Below are 23,418 nucleotides of genomic sequence, written 5' to 3' on the forward strand. Positions count from 1 at the left end.
AGCACAGCAATTGTCCATACCAATGGGTATGTGGACCGCCCGTCGGAACCGGAGGGCCTACCCAGGGGGTGACGTCGCGAACGACCGCCCCTGACAGCCCTTTCGGGCGAGGGGAAGCGGGCGCGCCGCACGCGTGCAGAACGAACCCAATATTGTCTGCACGCCGACAACGCCCACCTTTGCACAGGGCGGCGAGCGGGAACAAGCGATCCCGGATTTTCACTTAATGCGGCAGGGCCGCGAATATTGACCAAATGTCAGCGAGCTCGCGCCAAAAGAAATTCGGAAACCCGGCAGCCCGACCTTCCGTCCCGAAGTCTCCACAATGGGAGCGCTCTCATGCGCTCATCCGAGCACCTTTCCGCACGGAATTCCTGGTCCGCCCGGTGCCGGCCGTCGTGGGCACGCCGGGCCACGGCGACGAGCGCCCTGCGACGGCCGGCCCGGTCGCGGTGCCCGGGGCGTCGCCGGCTCGGGGGCGGTCGGCGCCGCGGCGGCTCGTACGCGTCAGTGACCGCTGATCGCCCGGGGTGTGTACGGCTGTTCCAGCTCCTCGGTCTCCTTGTCCGAGAGCTCCAGGTCGAGCGCGGCGACCGCGTCCTCGATGTGCGCCGCCCTGCCGGCGCCGACGATGGGCGCGGTCACGGTGGGGCGCGTCAGCAGCCAGGCGAGCGCGACCGTGGCGCGCGGCACCCCGCGCCCGGCGGCGACGCGCGCGACCGCGTCGACGATCCCGCGGTCGCCGTCCTGGTACAGGTTCCGGCCGAACCGGTCGCCTCGGCTGCGTTCGGTGGACGTGTCCCAGTCACGGGTGAGGCGGCCTCGGGCCAGCGGGCTCCACGGCAGGACGCCGACACCCTGGTCGGCGCAGAGCGGCAGCATCTCGCGCTCCTCCTCGCGGTAGAGGAGGTTGTAGTGGTTCTGCATGGACACGAATCTGGTCCAGCCGTGCAGCGTGGCCGTGTACTGGGCCTTGGAGAACTCCCACGCGTACATCGAACTCGCCCCGAGGTAACGGACCTTGCCCGCCTTGACCACGTCGTGCAGCGCCTCCATCGTCTCCTCGACGGGGGTGTGGCGGTCGAATCGGTGGATCTGGTAGAGGTCGATGTAGTCGGTGCCGAGGCGGCGCAGACTGTTGTCGATCTCCGTCATGATCGCCTTGCGGGACAGGCCACGGCCGTTGGGGCCCTCGTGCATCGCGCCGTTGACCTTGCTGGCGATGACGATCTCGTCGCGGCGCGCGAACTCGCCGAGCGCCCGTCCGACGATCTCCTCACTGGTGCCGTCCGAGTACACGTTCGCCGTGTCGAAGAAGGTGATCCCGGCCTCCAGCGCCTGGCGGATCAAGGGGCGCGAGGCCTCCTCGTCGAGGGTCCACTCGTGGACGCCCCGGTCGGGCAGGCCGAAGCTCATGCAGCCAAGGCAGATCCGGGAGACGTCCAGACCCGTCGAACCGAGCTTCACGTACCGCATGCTCACTCCTGCTCTCGCTGCCGGTGGGGGTGGGGCGGGGAGATCCGAGGACACATCCCTGCCCGCCGGGGACGCCCGACAGCCCTACTCCACGGGTGCTTCCACATCGTCGTACACCCGCGCCGACGCGATCAGGCCATCGCCGCCCCGGGTGCAGACCGCGAGGCCCGGCTGCGGCGGCAGAGCGGCGCCGCCCCAGCGGTCGACGACGTACTCGAAGGCGGTGCGGGTGCCGTCCTCGGTCACGGTGCACAGGGTGAGCGGGATGCCGCCGCACGCGGAGAAGAAGGCGTCATGGAGCTCGGTCAGCTCCTTGGTCCCCGTGTACCGGCGCGCGTCGGCGGCCGGCCCCCGGAAGGACCCGTCCGGCGCGAACGCGGCGACGACGGCCGCGGTGTCCCCCGCGCCGAGGGCGGCCAGGTAGGCGCCCACCACGTCGGAGACGCGCGCCGACGGATCGGGCGGCGTCATGGGGCGGCGCACGACGTGCCGGCCGAGCAGCGGCAGCCGGGAGTGGTGGACCCGCACCGGCAGCGCGGAGGCGAGGTCCACCACGGCGGCCACGGGCAGCCCGACGCGCTCGCCCTCCGCGCCCTCCAGATGGACGACCCACTCCCCCACGGCCCGCCGCTCGCCGAACGTGGTGGCGACCTCCTCGATCTCCGCCTTCCGTTCCGCCCTCCAGGTGTCCTGCACGGCCAGCCAGGCCGCCAGGACGGCGACACCGCTGATCCGGCCGGCCTCCGGGTCGTCGAGGGCGACGGGTACGGTGGCCGTCGCCGGGTCGCGCAGGGCGTCGGCGAGCTCGGCGGCGCCGAGCCGGTCGACGAGGTCGGGGATCTGCGGGATCCAGACCATGGGGACTCCTGGGCCGTGCGGAGTGGTCGACTTCGATCGTGTGCCCGCACCGGCCCCGGCGCGACCCCAGCGGGCGGGAGAACCCGTCCGCACGGCGTCGCCGGAGCACCCGCTCAGCGCTCTGTCCGAATCCCGCCGGACGCGAGGCCGCGCAGGGCGCACTGTTGAGGGTGAACACGCCGTGAGAACTCGGAAAGGACCGACCGATGACGGTCTACACGACCATGGACAGCCCGCTCGGCCGACTGCTGCTGGTGGGTGAGGAGTCGGCCACCGCCAAGGGCGGCACCGCGCTCGCCGCGCTGTCCGTGCCGGACCAGAAGTACGGCGCGGTCGTCCAGACCGGCTGGCAGGAGGACGCGGACGCCTTCCGGGAGATCGTCTCCCAGCTGAGCTCGTACTTCGACGGCCGGCTGACCGCCTTCGACATCGAGTACGTGACGAGCGGCAGCGACTTCCAGCGGCGCGTCTGGAAGGCCCTGGAGACCATCCCGTACGGCACCACGGTCAGCTACGGGGAGGTCACCGCGCGGATCGGCGCGTCCAGGGCCGCGGTCCGTGCCGTCGGTACGGCGATCGGGGCGAACCCGCTGCTGATCGTCCGCCCCTGTCACCGCGTGATCGGCGCGAGCGGGGCGCTCACCGGCTACGCCGGGGGCCTGGAGCGCAAGCGACAGCTCCTGGACCTGGAGGACGTGCCGTCCTGACCGGCGCGGGCGCGTCCGTGCCCGCCGTCATGACCGGCGTAGGCGGGTCCCCGCCGGGCGTCCGGTCGGACGGCCTTCCGGGTCCCACCCGTCGCGCCCGGGTAGCGGGACCGGGCACGGCCTAGAATCGTGGGGTTTGCCCTGCCCCTGCCCCTGCCCTCTGCCCCGACGGCCGGGCCGCGGCCCACCGGACCGCGCCCCGGGCCGCCCCCAGGAGTCCCGCCGATGCCCAGCCCCGACGGCCGCCCCCACGACTCGTACGTCCGCGTCCGCGGCGCCCGGGAGCACAATCTGCGGGGTGTCGACGTCGACATCCCGCGGGACCTCCTCGTGGTGTTCACCGGGGTGTCGGGCTCCGGGAAGTCGTCGCTGGCCTTCGGCACGATCTACGCGGAGGCGCAGCGGCGGTACTTCGAGTCGGTCGCCCCCTACGCCCGGCGGCTGATCCATCAGGTGGGGGCACCGAAGGTCGGGGAGATCACGGGGCTGCCGCCGGCGGTGTCCCTCCAGCAGCGCAGGTCGGCGCCGACCTCCCGGTCCTCCGTGGGCACGGTCACCAATCTGTCCAACTCGCTGCGGATGCTGTTCTCGCGCGCGGGCCGGTATCCGGCGGGCGCCGAGCGACTCGACTCGGACGCGTTCTCGCCGAACACGGCCGCGGGGGCGTGCCCCGAGTGCCATGGCCTCGGCCGGGTCCACCGTACGACGGAGGAGTTGCTGGTCCCCGATCCGGAGCTGTCGATCCGCGAGGGCGCGATCGCCGCCTGGCCGGGGGCCTGGCAGGGCAAGAACCTGCGGGACATCCTCGACACGCTCGGCCACGACGTGGACCGGCCCTGGCGCGAACTGCCCGCCGAGGAGCGGGAGTGGATCCTGTTCACGGACGAGCAGCCGGTGGTCACCGTGCATCCGGTGCGCGAGGCCGAACGGATCCAACGCCCCTACCAGGGCACGTACATGAGCGCCCGGCGCTATGTCATGAAGACCTTCTCCGACACGAAGAGCGCCACCCTGCGGGCCAAGGCGGAGCGATTCCTCGCCGCCGCCCCCTGCCCGGTGTGCGGCGGCGGCAGGCTGCGGCCCGAGGCGCTGGCGGTGACGTTCGCGGGGCGCACCATCGCCGAGCTGGCCGCGCTGCCGCTGGTCGATCTCGCGAAGTCCCTCACGGCCGACTCCGAGACCGCCCGCGTCCTGACCGAGGACCTCGCCTCCCGTATCGCGCCCGTCATGGAGCTCGGACTCGGCTACCTCAGCCTCGACCGGGCCACCCCCACCCTCTCGGCGGGGGAACTGCAACGGCTGCGCCTGGCGACGCAGTTGCGCTCCGGGCTGTTCGGTGTGGTGTACGTCCTCGACGAGCCGTCCGCCGGGCTGCACCCGGCGGACACGGAGGCTCTGCTCACCGTGCTGGAGCGGCTGAAGGCGGCGGGCAACTCGGTGTTCGTCGTGGAGCACCACTTCGATGTCGTGCGCGGCGCGGACTGGCTGGTCGACGTGGGCCCGCGGGCCGGCGAGCACGGCGGACGGGTCCTGCACAGCGGACCGGTCGCCGCGCTGGAGGGTGTGCCGGAGTCCGCGACGGCACGCTTCCTCTTCGACCGCTCCCCCGCACCGGCGCGCCCGGTGCGCACGCCCCGGGGAGGGGTGTCGGTCGGTCCGGTGACCCGGCACAATCTGCGCGGGGTCACCGCCGAGTTCCCGCTCGGTGTGTTCACCGCGGTCACCGGGGTCTCCGGCTCCGGGAAGTCCACACTGATCGGCGAGTTGACCGAGGACCTGGCGGGCGTCGGACGGCTGGTCGGTGTCGACCAGAGACCCATCGGCCGTACGCCCCGCTCCAATCTCGCCACCTACACCGGGCTGTTCGACGTCGTGCGCAAGGTGTTCGCCGGGACGAAGGAGGCCACGGCGCGCGGCTACGGCGCGGGACGGTTCTCCTTCAACGTGGCCGGAGGGCGCTGCGAGACCTGTCAGGGCGAGGGCTTCGTCAGTGTGGAGCTGCTGTTCCTGCCCAGCACCTACGCCCCGTGCCCGGACTGCGGCGGCGCGCGCTACAACCCCGAGACCCTCGAAGTGACGTACCGGGGACGGAACATCGCGCAGGTCCTGGATCTCACGGTCGAGGCGGCGGCGCGGTTCTTCGCCGACACGGACGCCCCGGCCGTCACGCGCAGCCTCGGCACCCTGCTCGACGTGGGCCTCGGCTACGTGCGGCTCGGCCAGCCCGCCACGGAGCTGTCGGGCGGCGAGGCCCAGCGCATCAAGCTGGCGAGCGAGTTGCAGCGGATCCGCCGGGGGCACACCTTCTATCTCCTCGACGAGCCGACGACGGGACTGCATCCTGCCGATGTCGAGGTGCTGACGGGCCAGTTGCACGGGCTCGTGGACGCCGGTCACACCGTCGTGGTGGTGGAGCACGACATGACGGTGGTGGCGGGCGCCGACTGGGTCATCGACCTGGGCCCGGGCGGGGGTGACGAGGGGGGCCGGATCGTGGCCGCCGGTCCACCCGAGCGGGTGGCCGCGGCGACCGGCCGGACGGCGCCCTACCTCGCCCGAGCACTCGGCGGGCGCCGCTAGGGCCTGATCGACCCGTACCGCGAGGCCCCAAATTTCCCTCGACACAAGGGAGTTGGGGCGACACCATGGTGTCGGAAAAGGGCTGGGCAGGGGGGAGCGGGGCAGTGGGCATGGGGTACGAGAGACTGCCTCGCGAGTACCGGTTGAAGCGGTCCCGGATGCGTCTGCTCCTCTGGGTGATCGCGACGGGCACGGTGAGCGTGGCGCTGACCCTGCTGAACGCGGACGATCTGCCCACCTCCTTCACGTACCCCTTCCTCGTCGCGTGGGTGGCGCTCATGGGCTGGCTCTTCCGCGCCACCCTGCGCTGTTCCACCACGGCGGACCTCAAGGCGATCCATGTACGCGCCATGTTCAGGCGGCGCCGGCTGGCCTGGGAGGACATCCAGGACATCAGGGCCGAGCTGAATCCTGGCGCGGCGTTGCATGAGAACGCACCCGATGTGCAGGTCTATGCCTTCGGCCGGGACGGCAAGAAGGTGCTGCTGCCCTTCCTCGACGAACTGCACGTGAACGTGGAGCGCGAGGTCGCGGTACTGCTGGAGGCCTGGGAGGAACTCCGCGGCGAGGACTGGGCGCCCGTCCCCGAGGCCGCCGCCCGCGTCGACCGGCACAACGCCCGCCGCGGCGCGATGCTGAACGGCTTCGCCATCTCGATGATGGCATTCGTCCCGCTGACGGTGCTGATGCTGCTGCCGCTCTTCGTGGACATGCCCGGCTGGCTGGGGTCGGTGCTGCAGCCGCTCGTGGTGCTGGGGCTCGGCCTGCCGCTGGTCTTCGCGCTGACCGCGATCACCACGTACCGCCGTCGGATGCGGGACGGCTGAGCCACGCGCTCCCCAGCGCGGCACCGATGCCCTCCGGTGGCCTCGTTCCGCCCCGCCCGTGTGCTCGGGCGGCTCCGGTGGCGGAACCCCTGGATCTCAGGGGCCCGCCCCCGGAACACGAACCCGCTCTCAGAGATGCGCCCCGGGGCCTGAGCCGGGAGCGCCCGCTGAGGCCTGTGCCGCCTCGGCCAGGGACCGGCGGTCGGGGTGGCTGCCCGCCGGGAACGGGGGCCGCAGGCTCACCTCGGCCACCAGGCCGCGCGCCGACACCACGCGCCACAGCGAGGCGAGCAGCGAGTCCTCGCCGACGAACGCGGGCGCGGTGCTCGCCGCCCCGTCGGCGAACCGGTACCGGATCCGCACCGGCTGGACCGGCACTCCGGCGTCGAGCGCGGCCTGGAACAGGGCCCTGCGGTAGCGGCCGTGGGCCCGGCCGCACCAGGTGCTGCCCTCGGGGAACGCGGCGACGGCCGAGCCGCCGCGCAGGGTCGCGGCGATCCGCTCCACCGTGCCGGGCAGGGCGCGCAGCCGGTCACGGTCGATGAAGAGCGTGCCGCCGCGGGCCGCCAGCGCGCCCGCCACGGGCCAGTCGCGCACCTCGGTCTTGGCGACCATCCGTGCCGGGCGGACGGCGGCCAGCAGCGGGATGTCCAGCCACGAGATGTGGTTGGACACGATCAGCGTCCCGCCGACGGGCCGGGCGGTTCCGGTGATCCGCGTGCGGACCCCGGCCGTGTGCACCACGGCCAGGCACCAGCGGCGGATCCACCTCTGGCGCGACTGGTCCCGCAACAGGCCGATCAGCGGGATCAGGGCGACCCCGAGGACGACCACGGCCAGCAGCGTGGCCAGCCGCAGGGCGGCGCGGGGCACGCCCGTCCAGGGCCGCGCGGACTCCACGCAGTCGCGCGGCGAGCAGGGTGCGGTGGGCAGCCAGGCACTGGCTGCCCGGACGGGACCGGCGGCCGGCCGCCGCGGCGCGGGGACGGGACCGGTGGCCGGCGGCGGCGCGAGTGCCGGACCGACGGCCGGCCGCGGCGCGGGGACGGTACCGGTGGCCGGCCGCGGCGCCGGGGCGGTTCCGGGGAGCAGCGCCGCTCCCTGCCCTCCGCCGAACCGGGGACGGCGGAGGGCGGTGAGACGCGGCGCTCCGGTGCGGGCCGTGTTCATCAGGCGGGGACGAGCGAGAGGAAGTGGCGGAGGTAGCGCGGGTTGACCCGGCTCATCGACAGCAGCACGTACATGTCGGCGACCCCGAAGTCCGTGTCGTGCGCGGGCTCGCCGCACACCCAGGCACCGAGGCGCAGATAGCCGCGCAGCAGCGGGGGCAGTTCGGTGCGCGCGGGCCGGGTGACGCCCTTCGCGCTCCAGGGCAGCAGCGGGCGGACCCGGAACTCCTCGGGCGCGAGGTGCTTGGCCACCACCCGGTCCCAGGTGCCCGCGGCGAGGGCGCCACCGTCGGCGAGCGGTATGGAGCAGCAGCCGGCGAGCCATTCGTGGCCGCCGTCGATCATGTAGCGGGCTATCCCGGCCCAGATCAGGCCGATGACCGCGCCGTCGCGGTGGTCGGGGTGGACGCAGGAGCGGCCGACCTCGACCAGCCCGGAGCGGATTCCGGCCAGCGGTCCGAGGTCGAACTCGCTCTCCGAGTAGAGCCGTCCGGCGATCGCGGCGCGCTCGGGCGGCAGCAGCCGGTAGGTGCCGACGACCTGGTCCGTCTCCGTGTCGCGGACCAGCAGGTGGTCGCAGTACGCGTCGAAGGCATCGATGTCGAGGCCGGGCTGCGGGGTGTTCAGGAGGGCGCCCATCTCCCCGGCGAAGACGTCGTGGCGCAGGCGCTGCGCGGCCCGGACATCGGCCTCGTCGCGGGCCAGGGTGACGGTGTAGCGGGTGGGGGCGACGGGCTGGGGCGGGCTGTCGAGGGTGGAAACGCCGGTCATGGCACTCTCCTGGTCACGGGCCGGTTCGGCGGAGGGGGTACCCCCTGCTCGAACGGAATTGAGAGCTTGGGGGAGGCAGGCCGGATCCGAACGGTCTGCGCGCTCCTGTTCTTCCGACGCCGGTTGGCGTACGCGTGACCACTGCCAGGAGGGCGGATGTGAGGATGTTGAATGACAGGGGTGCCCCGGAAAAGCGAGACGGGACCGGGTATGAGCACCACACCCGGTCCCGCCCGTCCGCACCGTACGGCGAACGACTTTGTGCCTAACGCTTGCCCGCCTTGCGGGTGGCGCGCAGCCACTCCTTGTTCATGCCGGTGATGGAGAACAGCGGGATGCCCTTCGGGCAGGCGGTGGCGCACTCCCCGGTGAGGGTGCACCCGCCGAAGCCCTCCTCGTCCATCTGCCCCACCATGTCGAGCACCCGGGTCTCCCGCTCGGGGGCGCCCTGCGGCAGCACGTTCAGGTGGTTGATCTTGGCCGAGGTGAACAGCATCGCGGCGCCGTTCGGGCAGGCCGCCACGCAGGCACCGCAGCCGATGCACTCCGCGTGCTCGAAGGCGAAGTCGGCGTCGGGCTTGGGGACGGGAGTGGCGTGCGCCTCGGGCGCGGCGCCGGTCGGGGCGGTGATGTAGCCGCCGGCCTGGATGATCCGGTCGAAGGCGGAGCGGTCGACGACGAGGTCCTTGACGACCGGGAAGGCAGCGGCCCGCCACGGCTCGACGTCGATCGTGTCGCCGTCGCGGAAGGAGCGCATGTGGAGCTGGCAGGTGGTGGTGCGCTCGGGTCCGTGGGCGTCGCCGTTGATGACCAGGCTGCACGCGCCGCAGATGCCCTCGCGGCAGTCGTGGTCGAAGGCGACGGGGTCGTCGCCCGCGAGGATGAGGTCCTCGTTGAGGGTGTCGAGCATCTCCAGGAAGGACATGTCGGACGAGATGCCGTCCACCTCGTACGTGGACATCGCTCCGTCGGCGTCGGCGTTCTTCTGCCGCCAGACGCGCAGGGTGAGCTTCATGCGTAGCTCCGCTGGGTGGGGTGGACGTACTCGAAGACCAGGTCTTCCTTGTGCAGGACGGGCGCGGCGCCGGTCTCGGTGAACTCCCAGGCGGCCGCGTACGAGAACTCCTCGTCCCGGCGGGCCGCCTCGCCGTCGGGGGTCTGGGACTCCTCGCGGAAGTGGCCGCCGCAGGACTCGGCGCGGTGCAGCGCGTCGAGGCACATCAGCTCGGCGAGTTCCAGGTAGTCGACGATCCGGTTGGCCTTCTCCAGCGACTGGTTGAACTCCTCGCCGGTGCCGGGCACCTTGATGCGCCGCCAGAACTCCTCGCGGATCTGGGGGATGCGCTCCAGGGCCTTGCGCAGGCCGCTCTCCGTGCGGGCCATCCCGCAGAACTCCCACATGAGTTCGCCGAGTTCGCGGTGGAAGGAGTCGGGGGTGCGGTCGCCGTCGACGGCGAGCAGGAGCCGCAGCCGGTCCTCGGTGTCGGCCAGCACCTCCTGGACGGCGGGGTGTTCGTCGTTCAGCTCGTCGTCGGTGGAGCGGTGCGGGTTGCGGGCGAGGTAGTCGTTGATGGTCGACGGCAGGACGAAGTAGCCGTCGGCGAGTCCCTGCATGAGGGCGGAGGCGCCGAGCCGGTTCGCGCCGTGGTCGGAGAAGTTGGCCTCGCCGATGGCGAACAGGCCGGGGACGGTGGTCTGGAGGTCGTAGTCGACCCACAGTCCGCCCATCGTGTAGTGCACGGCGGGGTAGATCCGCATGGGCACGGTGTACGGGTCCTCGGCGGTGATCCGGGCGTACATGTCGAAGAGGTTGCCGTACTTCTCCTCGACCGCCTTTCGGCCCATCCGCCGGACGGCGTCCGCGAAGTCGAGGTAGACGCCCTGGCCGCCGGGGCCCACTCCCCTGCCCTCGTCGCAGACGTTCTTGGCGGCGCGGGAGGCGATGTCGCGGGGCACGAGGTTGCCGAAGGAGGGGTAGATGCGCTCCAGGTAGTAGTCGCGCTCGTCCTCGGGGATCTCGTTCGGCGGGCGGGTGTCGCCGTGCGCCTTGGGGACCCAGATACGGCCGTCGTTGCGCAGCGACTCGCTCATCAGCGTGAGCTTGGACTGGTGGTCGCCGGTGCGCGGGATGCAGGTGGGGTGGATCTGGGTGAAGCACGGGTTGGCGAAGTACGCGCCGCGCCGGTGGGCCCGCCAGATCGCGGTGGCGTTGGAGTTCATGGCGTTCGTCGAGAGGTAGAAGACGTTGCCGTAGCCGCCGCTCGCCAGGACGACGGCGTCCGCGAAGTAGGTGTCGATCCGGCCGCTGACCAGGTCGCGGGCGACGATGCCACGGGCCTTCCCGTCGACCACGATCAGGTCCAGCATCTCGGTGCGCGGGTGCATCTCGATGTTGCCGGCGGCGATCTGCCGGGACAGCGCCTGGTAGGCGCCGAGCAGGAGCTGCTGGCCGGTCTGGCCGCGGGCGTAGAAGGTGCGGGAGACCTGGACGCCGCCGAAGGAGCGGGTGTCGAGCAGGCCACCGTACTCGCGCGCGAACGGCACCCCCTGGGCGACGCACTGGTCGATGATCTCGACCGAGATCTGCGCCAGGCGGCGGACGTTGGACTCGCGCGCCCTGAAGTCGCCACCCTTGACGGTGTCGTAGAAGAGCCGGTGCACGGAGTCGCCGTCGTTGCGGTAGTTCTTCGCGGCGTTGATGCCGCCCTGCGCGGCGATCGAGTGGGCCCGGCGCGGGGAGTCCTGATAGCAGAACTGGACGACGTGGTAGCCCTGTTCGGCGAGGGTGGCGCCCGCGGAGCCGCCCGCGAGGCCGGTGCCGACGACGATCACGGTGTGCTTGCGGCGGTTGGCCGGGTTGACCAGCTTGGCCTCGAACCGGCGCCTGTCCCAGCGCTCTTCGACCGGGCCGGCCGGCGCCTTGGTGTCGGCGACCGGCTCCCCGGTCGTGAAGTGGGCGTATTCAGCGGTCATTTCAGCTCACCACTCCGGTCATGACGCCCACGGGTACGGCGATGAAGCCCGCCGTGAGCAGCAGCGCGAGGACGTCGGCGACGGTCTTCAGGGCTCGGTCGCGGGTGCGGCTGCCTGCCCCGAGGGTCTGGGCGGCGCTCCAGAAGCCGTGCCGGATGTGCAGGCCGAGCGCGAGCATCGCGACGATGTAGATGACATTGCCGTACCAGGTGGAGAAGGTGTCCACGACGTTCTGGTAGGGGTGGCCCTCCTGGAATCCGCCGGAGTGCACGGTGCCGGTGGTCAGGTCGAGGAGGTGCCAGACGATGAACAGGCCGAGGATGATCCCGCCCCAGCGCATCGTGCGGGTGGCGTAGCTCGCGCCGCGCTTCCTGTGCACGTACTTGCTCGGCCGGGCCCGGATGTCACGGCGGCTGAGCTGGTACGCGGACGTGGCGTGCGCGACCACGGCGACGACCAGCACCACGCGGACGAGCCACAGGGTCCACTCGTAGTGCATGAAGGGTTCGCCGACGGTGCGCAGCCAGTGGGCGTAGTGGTTGAACTCGCCCGCGCCGAAGTAGATCTTCAGGTTCCCGATCATGTGGGCGACCAGGTAGAGCAGCATGATCAGGCCGCTGACGGCCATCACGGTCTTCTTGCCGACGGAGCTGTCCCACACGGTGCGTGCCATGGACGGCCGTCGGTCCGTCCGCGTTGCCAGAGCCATGGGAAGAGACGGTAGGCCGCGGTGAACCGATCGGTCCAAGACATGAAGCGGCTGGTTTCCATAGACCTGAGCTATCGTCGAAGGGTGCAGTTCCACCAGCTCCAGTACTTCGTGGCCGTCGCGGAGACCCGGCACTTCACCCGGGCCGCCGAACTGGTGCATGTCGCGCAGCCCTCGCTGTCGCAGCAGATCAAGTCGCTGGAGCGGGAGTTGGGGGCCGATCTGTTCCTGCGGGCGCGCGGGAACATCACGCTGACCGACGCGGGCGAGGCGCTGCTGCCGCTCGCCCGGCGCATCCTCGCCGACGCGGACACGGCCCGGCACGAGGTGCAGGAGCTGGCGCAGCTGCGCAGCGGCCGGGTGCGGCTCGGCGCGACCCCGAGTCTGTGCACCGGTCTGCTTCCCGACGTGCTGCGCGCCTTCCACGACCGCTATCCGGGCATCCGGCTGCTGATCGAGGAGGGCGGCTCACACGATCTCGTACGGGAACTCGCGCGCGGCGCCCTCGACCTCGCCCTGGTCGTCCTGCCGCTGCCCACCCCGTCCCCCGCGCTGACCACGGTGGAGCTGCTGCGCGAGGACCTGGTGGTGGTGTCGTCACCGGAGGCCCCGGCGCCCGGCGGTGGCGGCGGCCGGGGCACGGTGCGGGTCGCCGATCTGGAAGGCGAGCGTCTTGTGATGTTCCGGCACGGCTACGACCTGCGGGAACTGACCGTCGCCGCTTGTCGCGCCGAGGGCTTCGAGCCCGACTTCGCGGTCGAGGGCGGCGAGATGGACGCGGTGCTCGGCTTCGTCCGGGCGGGCCTCGGCGTGGCCGTCGTACCGCGCATGGTGGCCGCGCGGTCCGGGCCGGGGCTGCGGGTGACACCGTTGGCCCCGCCCGGACTCGAGCGGACCATCGCGCTGGCGCACCGCAGCGATGTGGCACCGCCCCGGGCGGCCCGGGAACTCCAGCGGATGCTGCTGGAACGCTGACGGCGGGCCGCCCCGGGCTCACCAGGTCGGGATGAGGCCGCCGTCGATGACGAAGTCGCTGCCGGTGATGTTGCGCGCGCGGTCCCCGGCGAGGAAGAGGACGAGGTCGGCCACCTCCGACGGCTCGGAGAAGCGGCCGGTGACGCTCTGGCCGGAAGCCTGGGCGACCACGTCGTCAGGGGTGAGCCCGGCGGCGGCCGAGACCGTGGCGGCCACTCCCCCGCCACCGAGCCACAGGTCGGTCTTCACCGGACCGGGGCTCACCGTGTTGACGCGGATGCCCTTCGGGCCGACCTCCTTGGACAGTGCCTTGGAGAACGCGACCAGGGCGGCCTTGCCCGCGCTGTAGTCGATGACCAGGGGGTCGGGCAGCGTGGCGTTCACCGAGGCGATCGTCACGACCGAGCCCTCACCGGCGGCCAGCATCGACGGCAGGGCCGCACGGGTGACCCGTACGGCCGCGAGCAGGTTCAGGTCGACGGTGCGCCGCCAGTCCTCCTCGGTGACCGACAGGAAGCCACCGGTGCGGGCGGGGGCCGTACCCACGTTGTTGACCAGGACGTCGACGCGCCCGCCCGCCGCCTCGACGAGCCTTCCGGCGGCCTCGGGTTCGGCGAGGTCGACCGGCACCCAGGTCACGTTCCCCTTCCCGGCCAGGGCGTCGAGGCCCGCCGAGGTGCCGCGGGAGCCGGCGATCACCGTCGCGCCCGCGCCGGCAAGCGCCTCCGTGACCGCGAGTCCGATGCCCTTGCTGGCTCCGGTGACGACGGCCGTCCTGCCCTGAAGTTCGGTGCTCATCCGTCTCAGCTCCATCGGTAAGAGGTACCTCCTGCCAGTGAGGCACAGGGACGGCCGAAGGCGCGAGGCGTCCCGTGGGCCGCCGCGGCCCGGTGAGGGCGGAGGACGGCGACGGACCCGGGACGCGGTGCCGTCCCGTGTTCCGGCGCCTCCGCGCGGCGCGTCCCCGTTCCCGGAGGCCGCGCCGCGCGGAGGCGCTCAGCCGACCGCGTCGACCAGCGCCAGCTCGTGCAGCCGCTCCGGTGGCCCCGGACGGGCGTAGTACCAGCCCTGGGCCGTGTCACAGCCCAGTATCCGCAGCTGTTCGGCCTGCGCGCCGGTCTCCACGCCCTCGACCGTGACCGCCAGGTCGAGACTGTGGGCGAGGGAGACGATGCCCTCGACGATCTTCAGGTCGACCGGATCCGCCGGGAACTGCTGCATCCCCTGGGTGAAGGACCGGTCCAGCTTGAGGATGCTGACCGGCAGACGACGGAGGTTGGCCAGGTTCGAGTAGCCGGTGCCGAAGTCGTCGAGCGCGATGTCGACGCCCATCTCGGCGAGCCTGCGCAACGGCTTGAGCAGATCGTCGTCCGCGCCGATCAGCGCGGACTCGGTGACCTCCAGGCACAGCGCCCGGGCGTCGAGACCCTCACGCTCCAGGATGTCGACCGTGTCCTGGACCAGGCCGGGATGGGTCAGCTGGCACGGCGAGAGATTGACGTTGACACGCAGCGGGCCGGCGGCGGAGTGCCGTTCCTGCCAGGTGCGGGCCTGGCGCACCGACTGCTCCAGGACCCAGCGGCCGAGCGGCACGATCAGTCCGGTGTGCTCGGCGAGGGGGATGAAGCGGTCGGGTCCGAGGACGCCGTGCTGCGGGTGCAGCCAGCGCACCAGCGCCTCCGCGCCCCGCACACTGCCGTCGCCGAGGTGCACCAGCGGCTGGTACTCGATGAAGAACTCGCCCCGGTCCAGGGCGGCCGGGAGCGCGGTGGTGAGCCCGTTGCGGGTGATGGCGCGGGCGTCGGCCTCGGGGTCCGCCAGCTCGAAGCGGTTGCCGCCCGCGGACTTGGCCCGGTACATCGTGATGTCGGCGCTGCGCAGCACCTCGGCGGCGCCGCGCTCCCCGGCGGGGCCCTCGACGACGCCGACGCTGCCCCGCACGGTCAGGTCACGGCCGTCGACGCTGATCGGGGTGACGAGCGCGTTCATGATGCGTCCGGCCAGTTCGTCGACCTCGCGCTCGGTGTCCGGGCCGGTGGTGAGGGCCACGAACTCGTCGCCGCCCAGCCGGGCGACCATCTCGCCGGGGGCCGTCGCGCAGGACTGGAGGCGGTCGGCGACCTCGACGAGCAGCCGGTCGCCGGCCGCGTGCCCGAGGCTGTCGTTGATGGTCTTGAAGCCGTCGAGGTCGAGGTAGCAGAGCCCGAAGCGCTGTCCCTCCCCCGCGGCCAGCGCCTTCTCCAGACGCTCGAAGAACAGGGTCCGGTTGGGCAGTCCGGTCAGCGCGTCGTGGGTGGCCTCGTAGCGCAGCCGCAGATTGAGCAGCCGCCGCTCGGTGGTGTCCTCCATCAGCGCGAGCTGGTACTGGGGTGCGCCGTCCGCGTCACGCAGGAGTGAGACCGTCAGGTTGGTCCACAGGGCGGTGCCGTCGGGGCGGTAGAACGCCTTCTCGACGTGGTAGTGCTCGCGTTCACCGCGCACCAGCTCCTCGTACAGCCGCCACACCTGAGGACCGTCCTCGGCGTGCGTCCATTCGAAGACCCGGCGCCCCCGCATGGTCTGCTCCGAGCCGCCGAACATGCGCAGCAGGGCTCCGTTGACCTGGAGGATGTTGCCTTCGAGGTCGGCGATGCCGATGCCTATGGCCGCGCCCTCGAACACCGCGCGGAAGCGGGCCTCACTGTCGTGCAGCGCCTCGGCGACGGCACTGCGCGCGGTCAACGCCGCCTGTGAGATGGCCTGTTGTTCGGCGAGGGTCCGCTCCCTAAGCGCCTCGGCGTACCCGGCGGCGATGGCGTGCTGGAGCCGTGCGGAGCGGGTGCGCAGCGCTTCCTTGGGCCCGTCCTCGCCGCAGTAGAGCACCAGGTAGGCGTCGACGCAGTCGAGGGCCCGGCTGAGAGCCTCGGGGTCGGTGCAGTGTGCGGCGACGAGTGCGGCGCCGACGGCGCGTCCCTCGGCCGCCTCGAAGGTCCTGGCCCGCAGGGCCTCGCTCAGCCGCCTCGCGAGCGGCAGCAGTTGTTCCTCGAACTCCGGCCGGGTCAGCGAGGTGGAGGTGACGGGGAAGACCGCCCGGCTCCAGATCGTCGCGAAACGGCGCAGTCTGTCCTCCGGCCCGTCCGGCTCGGCGCTCACGCCGTGCGTCCCACGCCGCCGAACCCGGAGAAGGAATAGGGATCCTCGTCCTCGGATGCCGTGTCGGGCCGCCAGTCCGGCATCAGCACCAGTCCGGGTTCCACCATGTCGTACCCCTCGAAGAACCGCGCGATCTCCTCGCGCGTGCGCATGATCAGCGGGTTGCGGATGTCCTTGTACACGTCGACCGTGCCCTCGGCCTGCTCCCGTGAGAGCGGAATGCCCTCGAACGAGGCATGCGTGACGACGAGCATGCTTCCCGGCGCGAGGACGTCGCGCAGTTCGGCCACCGCCCGGTACGGGTCGTCCGCGTCTTCCACGAAGTGAAGTATGGCAACGAGAAGCAGCGCGACCGGCCGGTTCAGGTCGATCAGCCGCTGAACCGGGTGACTCGCCAGGATTTCCTGGGGCTTGAGGAGGTCCGCGGCGACGACGTCCGCGTCCTCGTTGTCCCGCAGCACGGCCTGGCTGTGTGCGACGGCAACCGGGTCGTGGTCGACGTAGACGACCCGCGCGCCGGGGCGGGCGGCCTGGGCGATCTCGTGGACGTTGCCGAACGTGGGGATGCCGGAACCGATGTCGAGGAACTGGTCGATGCCCTCGCCGGCCGCGTAGCGGACCGCCCGGCGCATGAACGCCCGGTTCGCCTGCATGACCTTGGGGAGGCCCGGCATGAACTCCATCGCCTTGCGCGCCGCTTCCCGGTCGACCTCGAAGTTGTGCGAACCGCCCAGGTAGTAGTCGTATATCCGGGACACGCTCGGCACTGAGATGTCAATGCTGCGAGGGGCCCAGGCGGGACGCTCCATCTATCTCTCCAAGGCGTAGGCGACGGCACGGACGATCCGGTGTTCGAGCAGAGGCTACTGATCGCCCGCCAAAGGAGCGAGTCAAACCGGAAATTGACCGTCCGTTCCCGGTCACTGCCTCAGGCACGTGCCGAATTGGCATCTGCGAACGTATACCGCGAACGCCACTCACCGCCCCCGCGAAATCGTTCCGAAGCATTCCAAAAAGCTCGGCGGGGTCACGAAGCGTGGCCAAGTCCCCTGCCGGGCCGCGGCGTTCTTTCACATCCGGGCCGCCGACCGGATCTTTCACGTTCCGGCGACGGCCGGAATGCTTCGCCCGCGCCGGGGAGCACAAGGGTCCGCCCCCTCCGGTGGAGGGGGCGGACCCTGGGCGGCGCGTTTCGTTCGGGCGAGCCGGTCAACCGTGGGGTGTTGACGCCCTACTCGGCCGCGCCGACCGGCTTTCCGTCGGGCGAGACGGCGTACCAGGTGCCGCCCACTCCCTGACCGTTGGTTTCACCGGGAGCACTGTCACCGGAGAAGGTGTAGATCGGCCAGCAGTTGACCGTCATCTGCTTCACGCCGTCGGGGCGCGTGAAGGGCATCAGGCCCTTCTTCTTGACGCCCTTGGTGTCGTCCTCGGAGACCGGGGCGACCGCGGGCCACTTCTCCAGGCAGGCGCCGGCACAGGCCGACTTCGAGACGGGCCAGGCCTGGTCCTTCATGAAGCGGTAGACGGTCATACCGTTCTTGTCGACGACGATGTCGCCGAGCTTCGGGTCCTTGCGGACCGACAGACCGGGGAGGGAGGCCAGGGTGGCCTTCTTGCCGTCGGGCGCCGAGGCGAACCAAGTTCCGCCCACGTTCTGGCCGTTGGTGTCACCGGCCTTGGTGTCCTTGGCGTACCGGTACATGGGCCAGCCGCCTATGGTCAGCTGCTTCGTGCCGTCGGTCCGGGTGACCTCGCCGAGCAGTGCCTTGTCCACACCCGTGGCGGCTTCGGCGCCCTCGGCGGGCACGGGCGGCCAGGCGGTCGCGCAGGCACCGTCACAACTCGACTTCGGCGGCTCGGCGGTGTCCTTGTCGAAGCGGTAAAGGGTGAATCCGGAGCCGTCGGTCAGCACCTTGCCGAGCTTGACGCTCTCGGCCACGGCCAGCGCACCCGCGGCCTCCGGCTTCGCGGCCGCGCTCTCCTTGGAATCGGCTCCGTAGCCGTTGCCGGCATCGGCACCGGCGGTGGTGCTGGTCCCGTAACCGCCCGCCGCCGAGGTGGCACCCACGTTCTGGGCACCCGTCGAAGTGCCATTTTCCTGACCACACGCCGTCGTGAGCGCCAGCACGGCCGCAGCTGACGCTACGAGTGAGGCGCTCCGCCAGGAGGTCTTCATTGGTAACTCCCGCTGTTCGCATAAGTGTTGCAGCGCCCTGCAGCGCCGCGCATGGCCCTAGGTACGGGCGGGAGGTGCAGGAGTGTTCAAACGGGCCTCAAATTTCTTTCGGAAGACTGTGCGGCGGTCGACGTGGATAGCTCACACGTTCGATAGATGCCCATGATTCCCGGCCATGCGCGTCAAGGCACCGGGGGCCGGAGGTACCCAATTCGTGGCCAATCCAGGACACTTCGGCGTGACCCGGCCCCTCGCGCCCCATGATCTTGGTCGTGCACGCACCCCAGCGGAATCGATCCGCCCTCGTCATACGGGTACTGGCGCTGACGGCGCTCACCTGGCTCCTCGTCGGCGCGCCGAGCGGAACGGCCACGGCCGACGCCTGCGCGTACGCCTCGACGGGCCCGGACGGCGACGGGATCACCGCGGTGGCCGTGGCGGGCGACGGGGCGGTCGCCGTCGTCGGCCACACCGTCAGGTGTCCGGTCCCGACCCCCGCCCCGACCCCGCCCTGCCCGCCGACGCCCACGCCGACCCCGCCGGTCCCCGAGCCCCCTCCGCCGCCGAAGCCCAAGCCGACACCGAAGCCGGCCCCACCGCCTCCGCCCACCCACGCTCCGAAGCCCGCACCTCCACCGCCTCCGCCCCCACCGCCGCCTCCACCGGCACCGAGGCCGAAACCCGTGCCGCCGCGGCCCGCTCCGGTCGTGGCACCGAGACCCACGCCGAAACCCGCACCGACACCGAGCGCGCGTCCCGCTCCGGCGCCGGTCGGTTATCCGGCGTACCGCACCCCGCCGCACAAGCACGCGCCCCGCGGCGGTCCGTCACTGGTCTCGTTCACCCTGCTCATCACCGCGCCCGCGGTGCTCGCCGTCGCCGCGCTGCGCCCGCGCTGACCCCTGGAGGCACACTTTGTCGGATTGGCTTGTTCTCACCCTCGCGATGGCGGCCGCGTGCCTGGTGGTCCTCGCCGTGACCCTCGTACGCCATCGCAGGGCCCGTGAGGACGAGGACCCCACCGAGACTCCGGACGTCATCGAGTACATGACGATGATGATCGGCGTGGTGTACGCCATCGTCCTCGGACTGGCCATCGCCGGTGTCTGGGAGGCCCGCGGCGGCGCCCAGAACCAGGTGCAGAGCGAGGCGCAGGCCCTGCACGAGATCTCCGAACGGGTCCGGGTCTACCCGCCCGACGTCCGCGACCGGATCCGCGGTGACGTCGACGCGTACGTCCACTACGTGGTCACCACCGAGTGGAAGGCCATGGCCGAGCAGGGCCGGGTGACCCCGGAGGGCGGCCGGCTCCTCGACCGGGTCCGGCACGACGTCACCGACTACCAGCCGAAGTCGGACTTCGAGGCGCAGGCCTACCAGCCGCTCCTCGACCAGGTGACGGCGGCCGACACCGCGCGCAGCGCCCGCGCCGACTCCACGGGGGCGACCATGCCGGGGGTGGTGTGGTTCGGGCTGATCACCGGCGCCGTGGTCACGGTCGGGATGATCTTCGCGCTCCAGATCCGGCGCACCGCCCGGGAACTGATCCTGGCCGGACTGTTCTCCGCCCTGATCGCGTTCCTGCTGTTCCTGATCTGGGACTTCGACGCGCCCTACAGCCGCGGGATCACGGCGTCGACGGAGCCCTTCACGGCGCTGTTCCCACAACTCCCCGGGTGACGCGCCCCCTGGGGACCTTCCGTGGAAGGGGGGCGGGCGCCACGCCGTGCGCGTCCCCCGTCCGCACGCACGCCATCCCTCGAACGGCCCATGCAATTGCCCCGTTCGCGCTACTGGGATCGCGCCCCTGTTCGCCCTTTCCTACCGTTCCGATCATCGAGGTGCATTTCTGGCGCAGGCGGAAAAGGTCCGCAGCAAGGCTCCTCGGGGACCTGGAGGCTCACCATGCGCGCGATACGCGTCGCTTCGGCCGCACTGCTGGGCATGACCGCTCTGACCTTCGCCGCACCCGTCGCGTCCGCCGGCGACGGGGACCACGGACTCACCCCGATCACCCCGTTCGCCTTCAGCGTGCAGCCCTCGACCGTCGCCGCCGGTGGCCAGGTGTCGCTGCTCCTGAAGCGGGACGGCGGGTGCAGGGGAACCGCCACGGTCACCTCCGGGGTCTTCGACACCGTCACCATCCCGCCGGGGCAGTCCTCGGCCACCGCCATGGTCGACTGGGACGCCAGACCCGGGGCCGTGTACGACGTGACGTTCTCGTGCGGCGGAGCGAGCGGCAGCACCGGTCTCACGATCACCGGCGGCCGGTCGCCGGTCACTCCGACCCCGGTGCCCCTCCAGCGGGGCGTCCGGGCCGGCGTCGGCGGCAGTGTCGGCGGCTTCGACCTGAAGCAGATCGGGATGGGCACCGCGCTCATCGCCGGTTCCGTCGGCGCCGCCTGGTACCTGTCCCGCCGGCGCACCCCCTCCGACGAGACCTGACGAAACGGCACAGCCCTTCACCCCGGACCCGGTCGGGCGGGTCCGGAGCGAAAGGCTGTCATGTGCGGCGGACGGCCGGCCTCCGGGGGCGGGACCGGCCGCTCGCCGGCGGAACGGTCAGATGTGCCGCTCCGACCTGCGCCGCATCCAGAACACCCCGCCGCCGACGACCGTCGCGGCCACCAGACCGCCGCCGATCGCCATGTCGGTGGGCGTGGCACCGGTGGTGCTGCTGCCGCCGAGGCCGCCGCGCACACCGCCGATGACGGTGAAGGCGGCCGGGCGGGTCAGCGGGCCCGTCCCGTCGCAGTTGACGGTGATGTCGTACGAGCCGGGAGCGGCGTCCTGGTTGATGGTGGCCGTACCGCTGGACGACTCGTTGCGGCTGCCCAGGAGCGGCGAGAGTCTCGCCTGGCGGAAAGCGGGAGAGGTCATCGTGCCTCCCCTCGGGCACCCGTCGACGGTCACGGTGAGCTGGCCGCCACGGGCGATGACGCTGGGCATCGCGACAATGTTGCTGGGCGTGTTCCACGCCGCGGCCATCGGGGCGGCGAGCCCCACGGCGGCGACCGCGGCGGCGGACACCGCCAGGGCACGAGTAGTACGCATGTGATCCTCCGCGGGGGCGCCCCGGGAACCGTCCCCGGTGGATCGGCGAGAAAGCGCCTCCCAGTCAGACCCTCAGATGCCGTGCACGCGGCCGCATTTCGGGAATGGTCCGTCCTGGTGAGAGGACACGCCGAAGGAATTCCACACAATCGGATATTGCCGCAGGTCACGGACTGTCAGAAAATTCCTGGTCACGGCAACTCGGATGGCGCACGAGGCTTTCCTTCGGCCACCCGTTCGCCCGCGCCCCGTCGCCGGGCGGCCTTGCTGCCATTAGCGTGCTCATATGCGCGGATGACGAGGCGACGGCCGCGTCGAGAGGGGATTGCGAATGTCTGCGTCCGAGTTGGCCGAAGAGGAGGAGCGGCAGAGGAAGCGCGCTCCTTGGGGCGTCATAGCGCTTGTTCTGCTGACCGGCCTCGCACTCATTCGGAACGGTTCCGGCGAGTTCGACGTGGGCCCCCCGCAACCGGCCTCGGCGGCCGCGGCGGACAGCCGCACACCGGGCGGCACGTTCTCGAAGGCGCCCGACGCGCTGCCGTACTCCGTGGCCGACCGGGTGCGGATCCCGGCCATCCGCGTCGACGCCCCGGTGATGCCGGTGGGCCTGGACGTGGACGGCTGGGTCGACGCGCCACCGCCCGACGACGCGAATCTCGCCGGATGGTTCACCGGAGCGGTCTCGCCCGGAGAGAAGGGCACGGCCGTGATCGTGGGCCATGTCGACAACATGCGTGGCCCCGCCGTCTTCTACGGGCTCGGGGCGCTCAAGAAGGGGAACAAGGTCGAGGTCCTGCGCAAGGACGGGAAGACCGCGGTGTTCGAGATCTACGGCATCGAGGTCTTCGCGAAGAGCAATTTCCCCGGCGACCGTGTGTACAACAGCAAGGGAACCCCCGAATTGCGCGTCATCACGTGCGGCGGCGGCTTCTCCAAGCAGCACGGATACGACGGGAACGTGGTCGTTTTCGCGCGCCTTTCCGAGGTGCGCTGAGCGTTCCCGGACCGGGCGTGCGAAAAGCCGGTCGGCGAGGCGTTCCGCCTCCCGCCGGCCGGCCCGGCCGAAAGCCCCGCGACACACGGTGCGCGGGGCCCTTTTCGGTTCTAGGCGTACTTACGGCGCGGCACCGTCATGTGGTAGCCGGCGTCCAGCAGGCGCGGGAGGTAGGTGCGCAGCGCCTGCACGCTCTGTGAGCGGTCGCCGCCCGCGTCGTGCGAGAGGACGACGACACCCGGGGCGGCCTCCTTCTGGACCGTGCCGACGATCGCGCGGGTCCCCGGCCTCGCCCAGTCGTTCGTGTCGATCGTCCAGGACATCGGCTCCATGCCGAGTTCGGCCCCGATCTGGTAGGCCGCCCGGTTCCACTCCCCGTACGGCGCGCGGAACCAGGACGGCGGCTCACCACAGGCCTCGTCGATGACCTCGCTGGTGCGCTCCATCTCGGAGCGGATCGCGGAGCGCGAGAGCTTGGTGAGCAGCGGATGGCTCCACGTGTGATTGCCGACGAGGTGACCGTCGTCGGCCATCTCGCCCAACAGGTCCTTGTTGTCGGCGGCCATCAGCCCGCACACGAAGAACATGGCGTGCACGTCGTACTCGCGCAGGGTCCGCAGGATCTCGGGGGTGTACTTCGGGTCGGGGCCGTCGTCGAAGGTCAGCACCATGGAGCGGCCGCGCCCGGACACGCGGATGAAGGGCTCGTGCCGGACGAGGGTCCGCAGCTGCGTGCCGTGCGGCGGGGCACCGTACCCGGCGAGGGGCTGGAGGCGGTAGGCGGAGGGCTTGAGGGCCCGGTTCGCCTGCGGACCGGAGAGCGGCAGACCACGTGCCGGCTCCGCGGCCTGGCCGGCGGTCAGGACACGGGCCGTGCCCGCCGCTCCGGCCGCCCCCAGGACGGCGGCGCCGGCGATCAACGCCCGGCGCCGGGTAATCAGCTGATCCTTTTTCATGACCAATCAGTCACCCGGCGGAGGGCTCGCCACGCCGGGCAACACCCGTAGGGCCGCG

The 23,418-nt window shown here is 71.5% G+C and carries 21 protein-coding genes; 8 read left to right on the plus strand and 13 right to left on the minus strand.

Translation table 11 applies throughout. The features are described from left to right. Positions 1 to 507: 507 nt before the first annotated feature. The gene (locus OG780_RS06140) at positions 508 to 1,476 is read right to left on the minus strand and encodes an aldo/keto reductase (protein ID WP_328445471.1); all 969 of its coding nucleotides are present in this window, start codon (positions 1,474 to 1,476) and stop codon (positions 508 to 510) included. 84 nt (positions 1,477 to 1,560) lie between these two features. Then, complete coding sequence (locus OG780_RS06145) at positions 1,561 to 2,334, minus strand: nuclear transport factor 2 family protein (RefSeq protein ID WP_328445473.1); 774 nt, start codon at positions 2,332 to 2,334, stop codon at positions 1,561 to 1,563. A 206-nt stretch (positions 2,335 to 2,540) separates the two neighbouring features. On the opposite strand from OG780_RS06145, the gene OG780_RS06150 reads away from it, so the two are divergent. From OG780_RS06150 to OG780_RS06160, 3 genes are all read left to right on the plus strand, one after another. Beyond that, complete coding sequence (locus OG780_RS06150; RefSeq protein ID WP_328445475.1) at positions 2,541 to 3,041, plus strand: methylated-DNA--[protein]-cysteine S-methyltransferase; 501 nt, start codon at positions 2,541 to 2,543, stop codon at positions 3,039 to 3,041. A gap of 225 nt (positions 3,042 to 3,266) precedes the next feature. Beyond that, entirely contained in the window at positions 3,267 to 5,621 is a 2,355-nt protein-coding gene (locus OG780_RS06155; RefSeq protein WP_328445478.1) for an excinuclease ABC subunit UvrA, read from the plus strand. Between the two features lie 110 nt (positions 5,622 to 5,731). Next, positions 5,732 to 6,448, plus strand: coding sequence for a PH domain-containing protein (locus tag OG780_RS06160; protein ID WP_328445480.1), 717 nt, complete (start codon positions 5,732 to 5,734; stop codon positions 6,446 to 6,448). A gap of 129 nt (positions 6,449 to 6,577) precedes the next feature. Here OG780_RS06160 and OG780_RS06165 read toward each other — a convergent pair whose 3' ends face one another. From OG780_RS06165 to OG780_RS06185, 5 genes are all read right to left on the minus strand, one after another. Then, positions 6,578 to 7,381 carry a lysophospholipid acyltransferase family protein gene (locus tag OG780_RS06165; RefSeq protein WP_328457924.1) on the minus strand — a complete coding sequence of 268 codons (804 nt, stop codon included), beginning with the start codon at positions 7,379 to 7,381 and terminating at the stop codon, positions 6,578 to 6,580. Between the two features lie 236 nt (positions 7,382 to 7,617). Further along, entirely contained in the window at positions 7,618 to 8,388 is a 771-nt protein-coding gene (locus tag OG780_RS06170; protein ID WP_328445482.1) for a GNAT family N-acetyltransferase, read from the minus strand. Between the two features lie 265 nt (positions 8,389 to 8,653). Continuing rightward, the gene (locus tag OG780_RS06175; RefSeq protein WP_328445484.1) at positions 8,654 to 9,403 is read right to left on the minus strand and encodes a succinate dehydrogenase/fumarate reductase iron-sulfur subunit; all 750 of its coding nucleotides are present in this window, start codon (positions 9,401 to 9,403) and stop codon (positions 8,654 to 8,656) included. Further along, positions 9,400 to 11,361, minus strand: a complete 1,962-nt coding sequence (locus OG780_RS06180) for a fumarate reductase/succinate dehydrogenase flavoprotein subunit (RefSeq protein ID WP_328445486.1) — start codon at positions 11,359 to 11,361, stop codon at positions 9,400 to 9,402. Before OG780_RS06180 ends, OG780_RS06175 begins: the two co-directional genes overlap by 4 nt. A gap of 1 nt (position 11,362) precedes the next feature. Then, on the minus strand, positions 11,363 to 12,034 hold the full coding sequence (locus tag OG780_RS06185) for a succinate dehydrogenase (protein WP_328457926.1): 672 nt from the start codon (positions 12,032 to 12,034) through the stop codon (positions 11,363 to 11,365). 120 nt (positions 12,035 to 12,154) lie between these two features. On the opposite strand from OG780_RS06185, the gene OG780_RS06190 reads away from it, so the two are divergent. Further along, entirely contained in the window at positions 12,155 to 13,045 is an 891-nt protein-coding gene (locus tag OG780_RS06190; protein WP_328445488.1) for a LysR family transcriptional regulator, read from the plus strand. 18 nt (positions 13,046 to 13,063) lie between these two features. Here OG780_RS06190 and OG780_RS06195 read toward each other — a convergent pair whose 3' ends face one another. From OG780_RS06195 to OG780_RS06210, 4 genes are all read right to left on the minus strand, one after another. Then, complete coding sequence (locus OG780_RS06195) at positions 13,064 to 13,843, minus strand: oxidoreductase (protein ID WP_328445491.1); 780 nt, start codon at positions 13,841 to 13,843, stop codon at positions 13,064 to 13,066. Between the two features lie 198 nt (positions 13,844 to 14,041). Further along, entirely contained in the window at positions 14,042 to 16,177 is a 2,136-nt protein-coding gene (locus OG780_RS06200) for a putative bifunctional diguanylate cyclase/phosphodiesterase (protein WP_328445492.1), read from the minus strand. After that, complete coding sequence (locus OG780_RS06205; protein WP_328445493.1) at positions 16,174 to 16,986, minus strand: SAM-dependent methyltransferase; 813 nt, start codon at positions 16,984 to 16,986, stop codon at positions 16,174 to 16,176. The genes OG780_RS06200 and OG780_RS06205 overlap by 4 nt, the downstream gene beginning before the upstream one ends. A 422-nt stretch (positions 16,987 to 17,408) precedes the next feature. Next, positions 17,409 to 18,356 carry an SCO0930 family lipoprotein gene (locus tag OG780_RS06210; protein ID WP_328445494.1) on the minus strand — a complete coding sequence of 316 codons (948 nt, stop codon included), beginning with the start codon at positions 18,354 to 18,356 and terminating at the stop codon, positions 17,409 to 17,411. Between the two features lie 272 nt (positions 18,357 to 18,628). Between OG780_RS06210 and OG780_RS06215 the strand changes: the two genes are divergently transcribed. The 3 genes from OG780_RS06215 to OG780_RS06225 all read left to right on the plus strand — a co-directional run bounded on the left by OG780_RS06215 (position 18,629) and on the right by OG780_RS06225 (position 20,801). Next, a complete protein-coding gene (locus OG780_RS06215; protein ID WP_328445495.1) occupies positions 18,629 to 19,255 on the plus strand; it encodes a hypothetical protein in 627 nt (208 codons plus the stop codon). Positions 19,256 to 19,271: 16 nt separating this feature from the next. Continuing rightward, entirely contained in the window at positions 19,272 to 20,036 is a 765-nt protein-coding gene (locus OG780_RS06220) for a bestrophin-like domain (RefSeq protein ID WP_328445496.1), read from the plus strand. 225 nt (positions 20,037 to 20,261) lie between these two features. After that, positions 20,262 to 20,801, plus strand: coding sequence for a hypothetical protein (locus OG780_RS06225; RefSeq protein WP_328445497.1), 540 nt, complete (start codon positions 20,262 to 20,264; stop codon positions 20,799 to 20,801). 117 nt (positions 20,802 to 20,918) lie between these two features. Here the strand turns inward: OG780_RS06225 and OG780_RS06230 are convergent, their stop codons facing one another. Further along, positions 20,919 to 21,410 carry a hypothetical protein gene (locus OG780_RS06230; protein WP_328445498.1) on the minus strand — a complete coding sequence of 164 codons (492 nt, stop codon included), beginning with the start codon at positions 21,408 to 21,410 and terminating at the stop codon, positions 20,919 to 20,921. Between the two features lie 331 nt (positions 21,411 to 21,741). Here OG780_RS06230 and OG780_RS06235 point away from each other — a divergent pair, with 331 nt between their 5' ends. Further along, a complete protein-coding gene (locus OG780_RS06235) occupies positions 21,742 to 22,404 on the plus strand; it encodes a class F sortase (RefSeq protein ID WP_326784186.1) in 663 nt (220 codons plus the stop codon). Between the two features lie 110 nt (positions 22,405 to 22,514). Here the strand turns inward: OG780_RS06235 and OG780_RS06240 are convergent, their stop codons facing one another. Next, the gene (locus tag OG780_RS06240; RefSeq protein WP_328445502.1) at positions 22,515 to 23,360 is read right to left on the minus strand and encodes a polysaccharide deacetylase family protein; all 846 of its coding nucleotides are present in this window, start codon (positions 23,358 to 23,360) and stop codon (positions 22,515 to 22,517) included. Positions 23,361 to 23,418 lie beyond the last annotated feature (58 nt).

The sequence above is a fragment of the Streptomyces sp. NBC_00386 genome (genome assembly GCF_036063235.1).
GTDB lineage: Bacteria > Actinomycetota > Actinomycetes > Streptomycetales > Streptomycetaceae > Streptomyces.

Excerpts from the sequence above, each read along its gene's own strand:
- OG780_RS06140 (WP_328445471.1), bottom strand. The coding sequence starts at position 1,476 with ATGCGGTACGTGAAGCTCGGTTCGACGGGTCTGGACGTCTCCCGGATC.
- OG780_RS06145 (WP_328445473.1), bottom strand. The coding sequence starts at position 2,334 with ATGGTCTGGATCCCGCAGATCCCCGACCTCGTCGACCGGCTCGGCGCC.
- OG780_RS06150 (WP_328445475.1), top strand. The coding sequence starts at position 2,541 with ATGACGGTCTACACGACCATGGACAGCCCGCTCGGCCGACTGCTGCTG.
- OG780_RS06155 (WP_328445478.1), top strand. The coding sequence starts at position 3,267 with ATGCCCAGCCCCGACGGCCGCCCCCACGACTCGTACGTCCGCGTCCGC.
- OG780_RS06160 (WP_328445480.1), top strand. The coding sequence starts at position 5,732 with ATGGGGTACGAGAGACTGCCTCGCGAGTACCGGTTGAAGCGGTCCCGG.
- OG780_RS06170 (WP_328445482.1), bottom strand. The coding sequence starts at position 8,388 with ATGACCGGCGTTTCCACCCTCGACAGCCCGCCCCAGCCCGTCGCCCCC.
- OG780_RS06175 (WP_328445484.1), bottom strand. The coding sequence starts at position 9,403 with ATGAAGCTCACCCTGCGCGTCTGGCGGCAGAAGAACGCCGACGCCGAC.
- OG780_RS06180 (WP_328445486.1), bottom strand. The coding sequence starts at position 11,361 with ATGACCGCTGAATACGCCCACTTCACGACCGGGGAGCCGGTCGCCGAC.
- OG780_RS06185 (WP_328457926.1), bottom strand. The coding sequence starts at position 12,034 with ATGGCACGCACCGTGTGGGACAGCTCCGTCGGCAAGAAGACCGTGATG.
- OG780_RS06195 (WP_328445491.1), bottom strand. The coding sequence starts at position 13,843 with ATGAGCACCGAACTTCAGGGCAGGACGGCCGTCGTCACCGGAGCCAGC.
- OG780_RS06205 (WP_328445493.1), bottom strand. The coding sequence starts at position 16,986 with ATGGAGCGTCCCGCCTGGGCCCCTCGCAGCATTGACATCTCAGTGCCG.
- OG780_RS06210 (WP_328445494.1), bottom strand. The coding sequence starts at position 18,356 with ATGAAGACCTCCTGGCGGAGCGCCTCACTCGTAGCGTCAGCTGCGGCC.
- OG780_RS06225 (WP_328445497.1), top strand. The coding sequence starts at position 20,262 with ATGCGCGCGATACGCGTCGCTTCGGCCGCACTGCTGGGCATGACCGCT.
- OG780_RS06230 (WP_328445498.1), bottom strand. The coding sequence starts at position 21,410 with ATGCGTACTACTCGTGCCCTGGCGGTGTCCGCCGCCGCGGTCGCCGCC.
- OG780_RS06235 (WP_326784186.1), top strand. The coding sequence starts at position 21,742 with ATGTCTGCGTCCGAGTTGGCCGAAGAGGAGGAGCGGCAGAGGAAGCGC.
- OG780_RS06240 (WP_328445502.1), bottom strand. The coding sequence starts at position 23,360 with ATGAAAAAGGATCAGCTGATTACCCGGCGCCGGGCGTTGATCGCCGGC.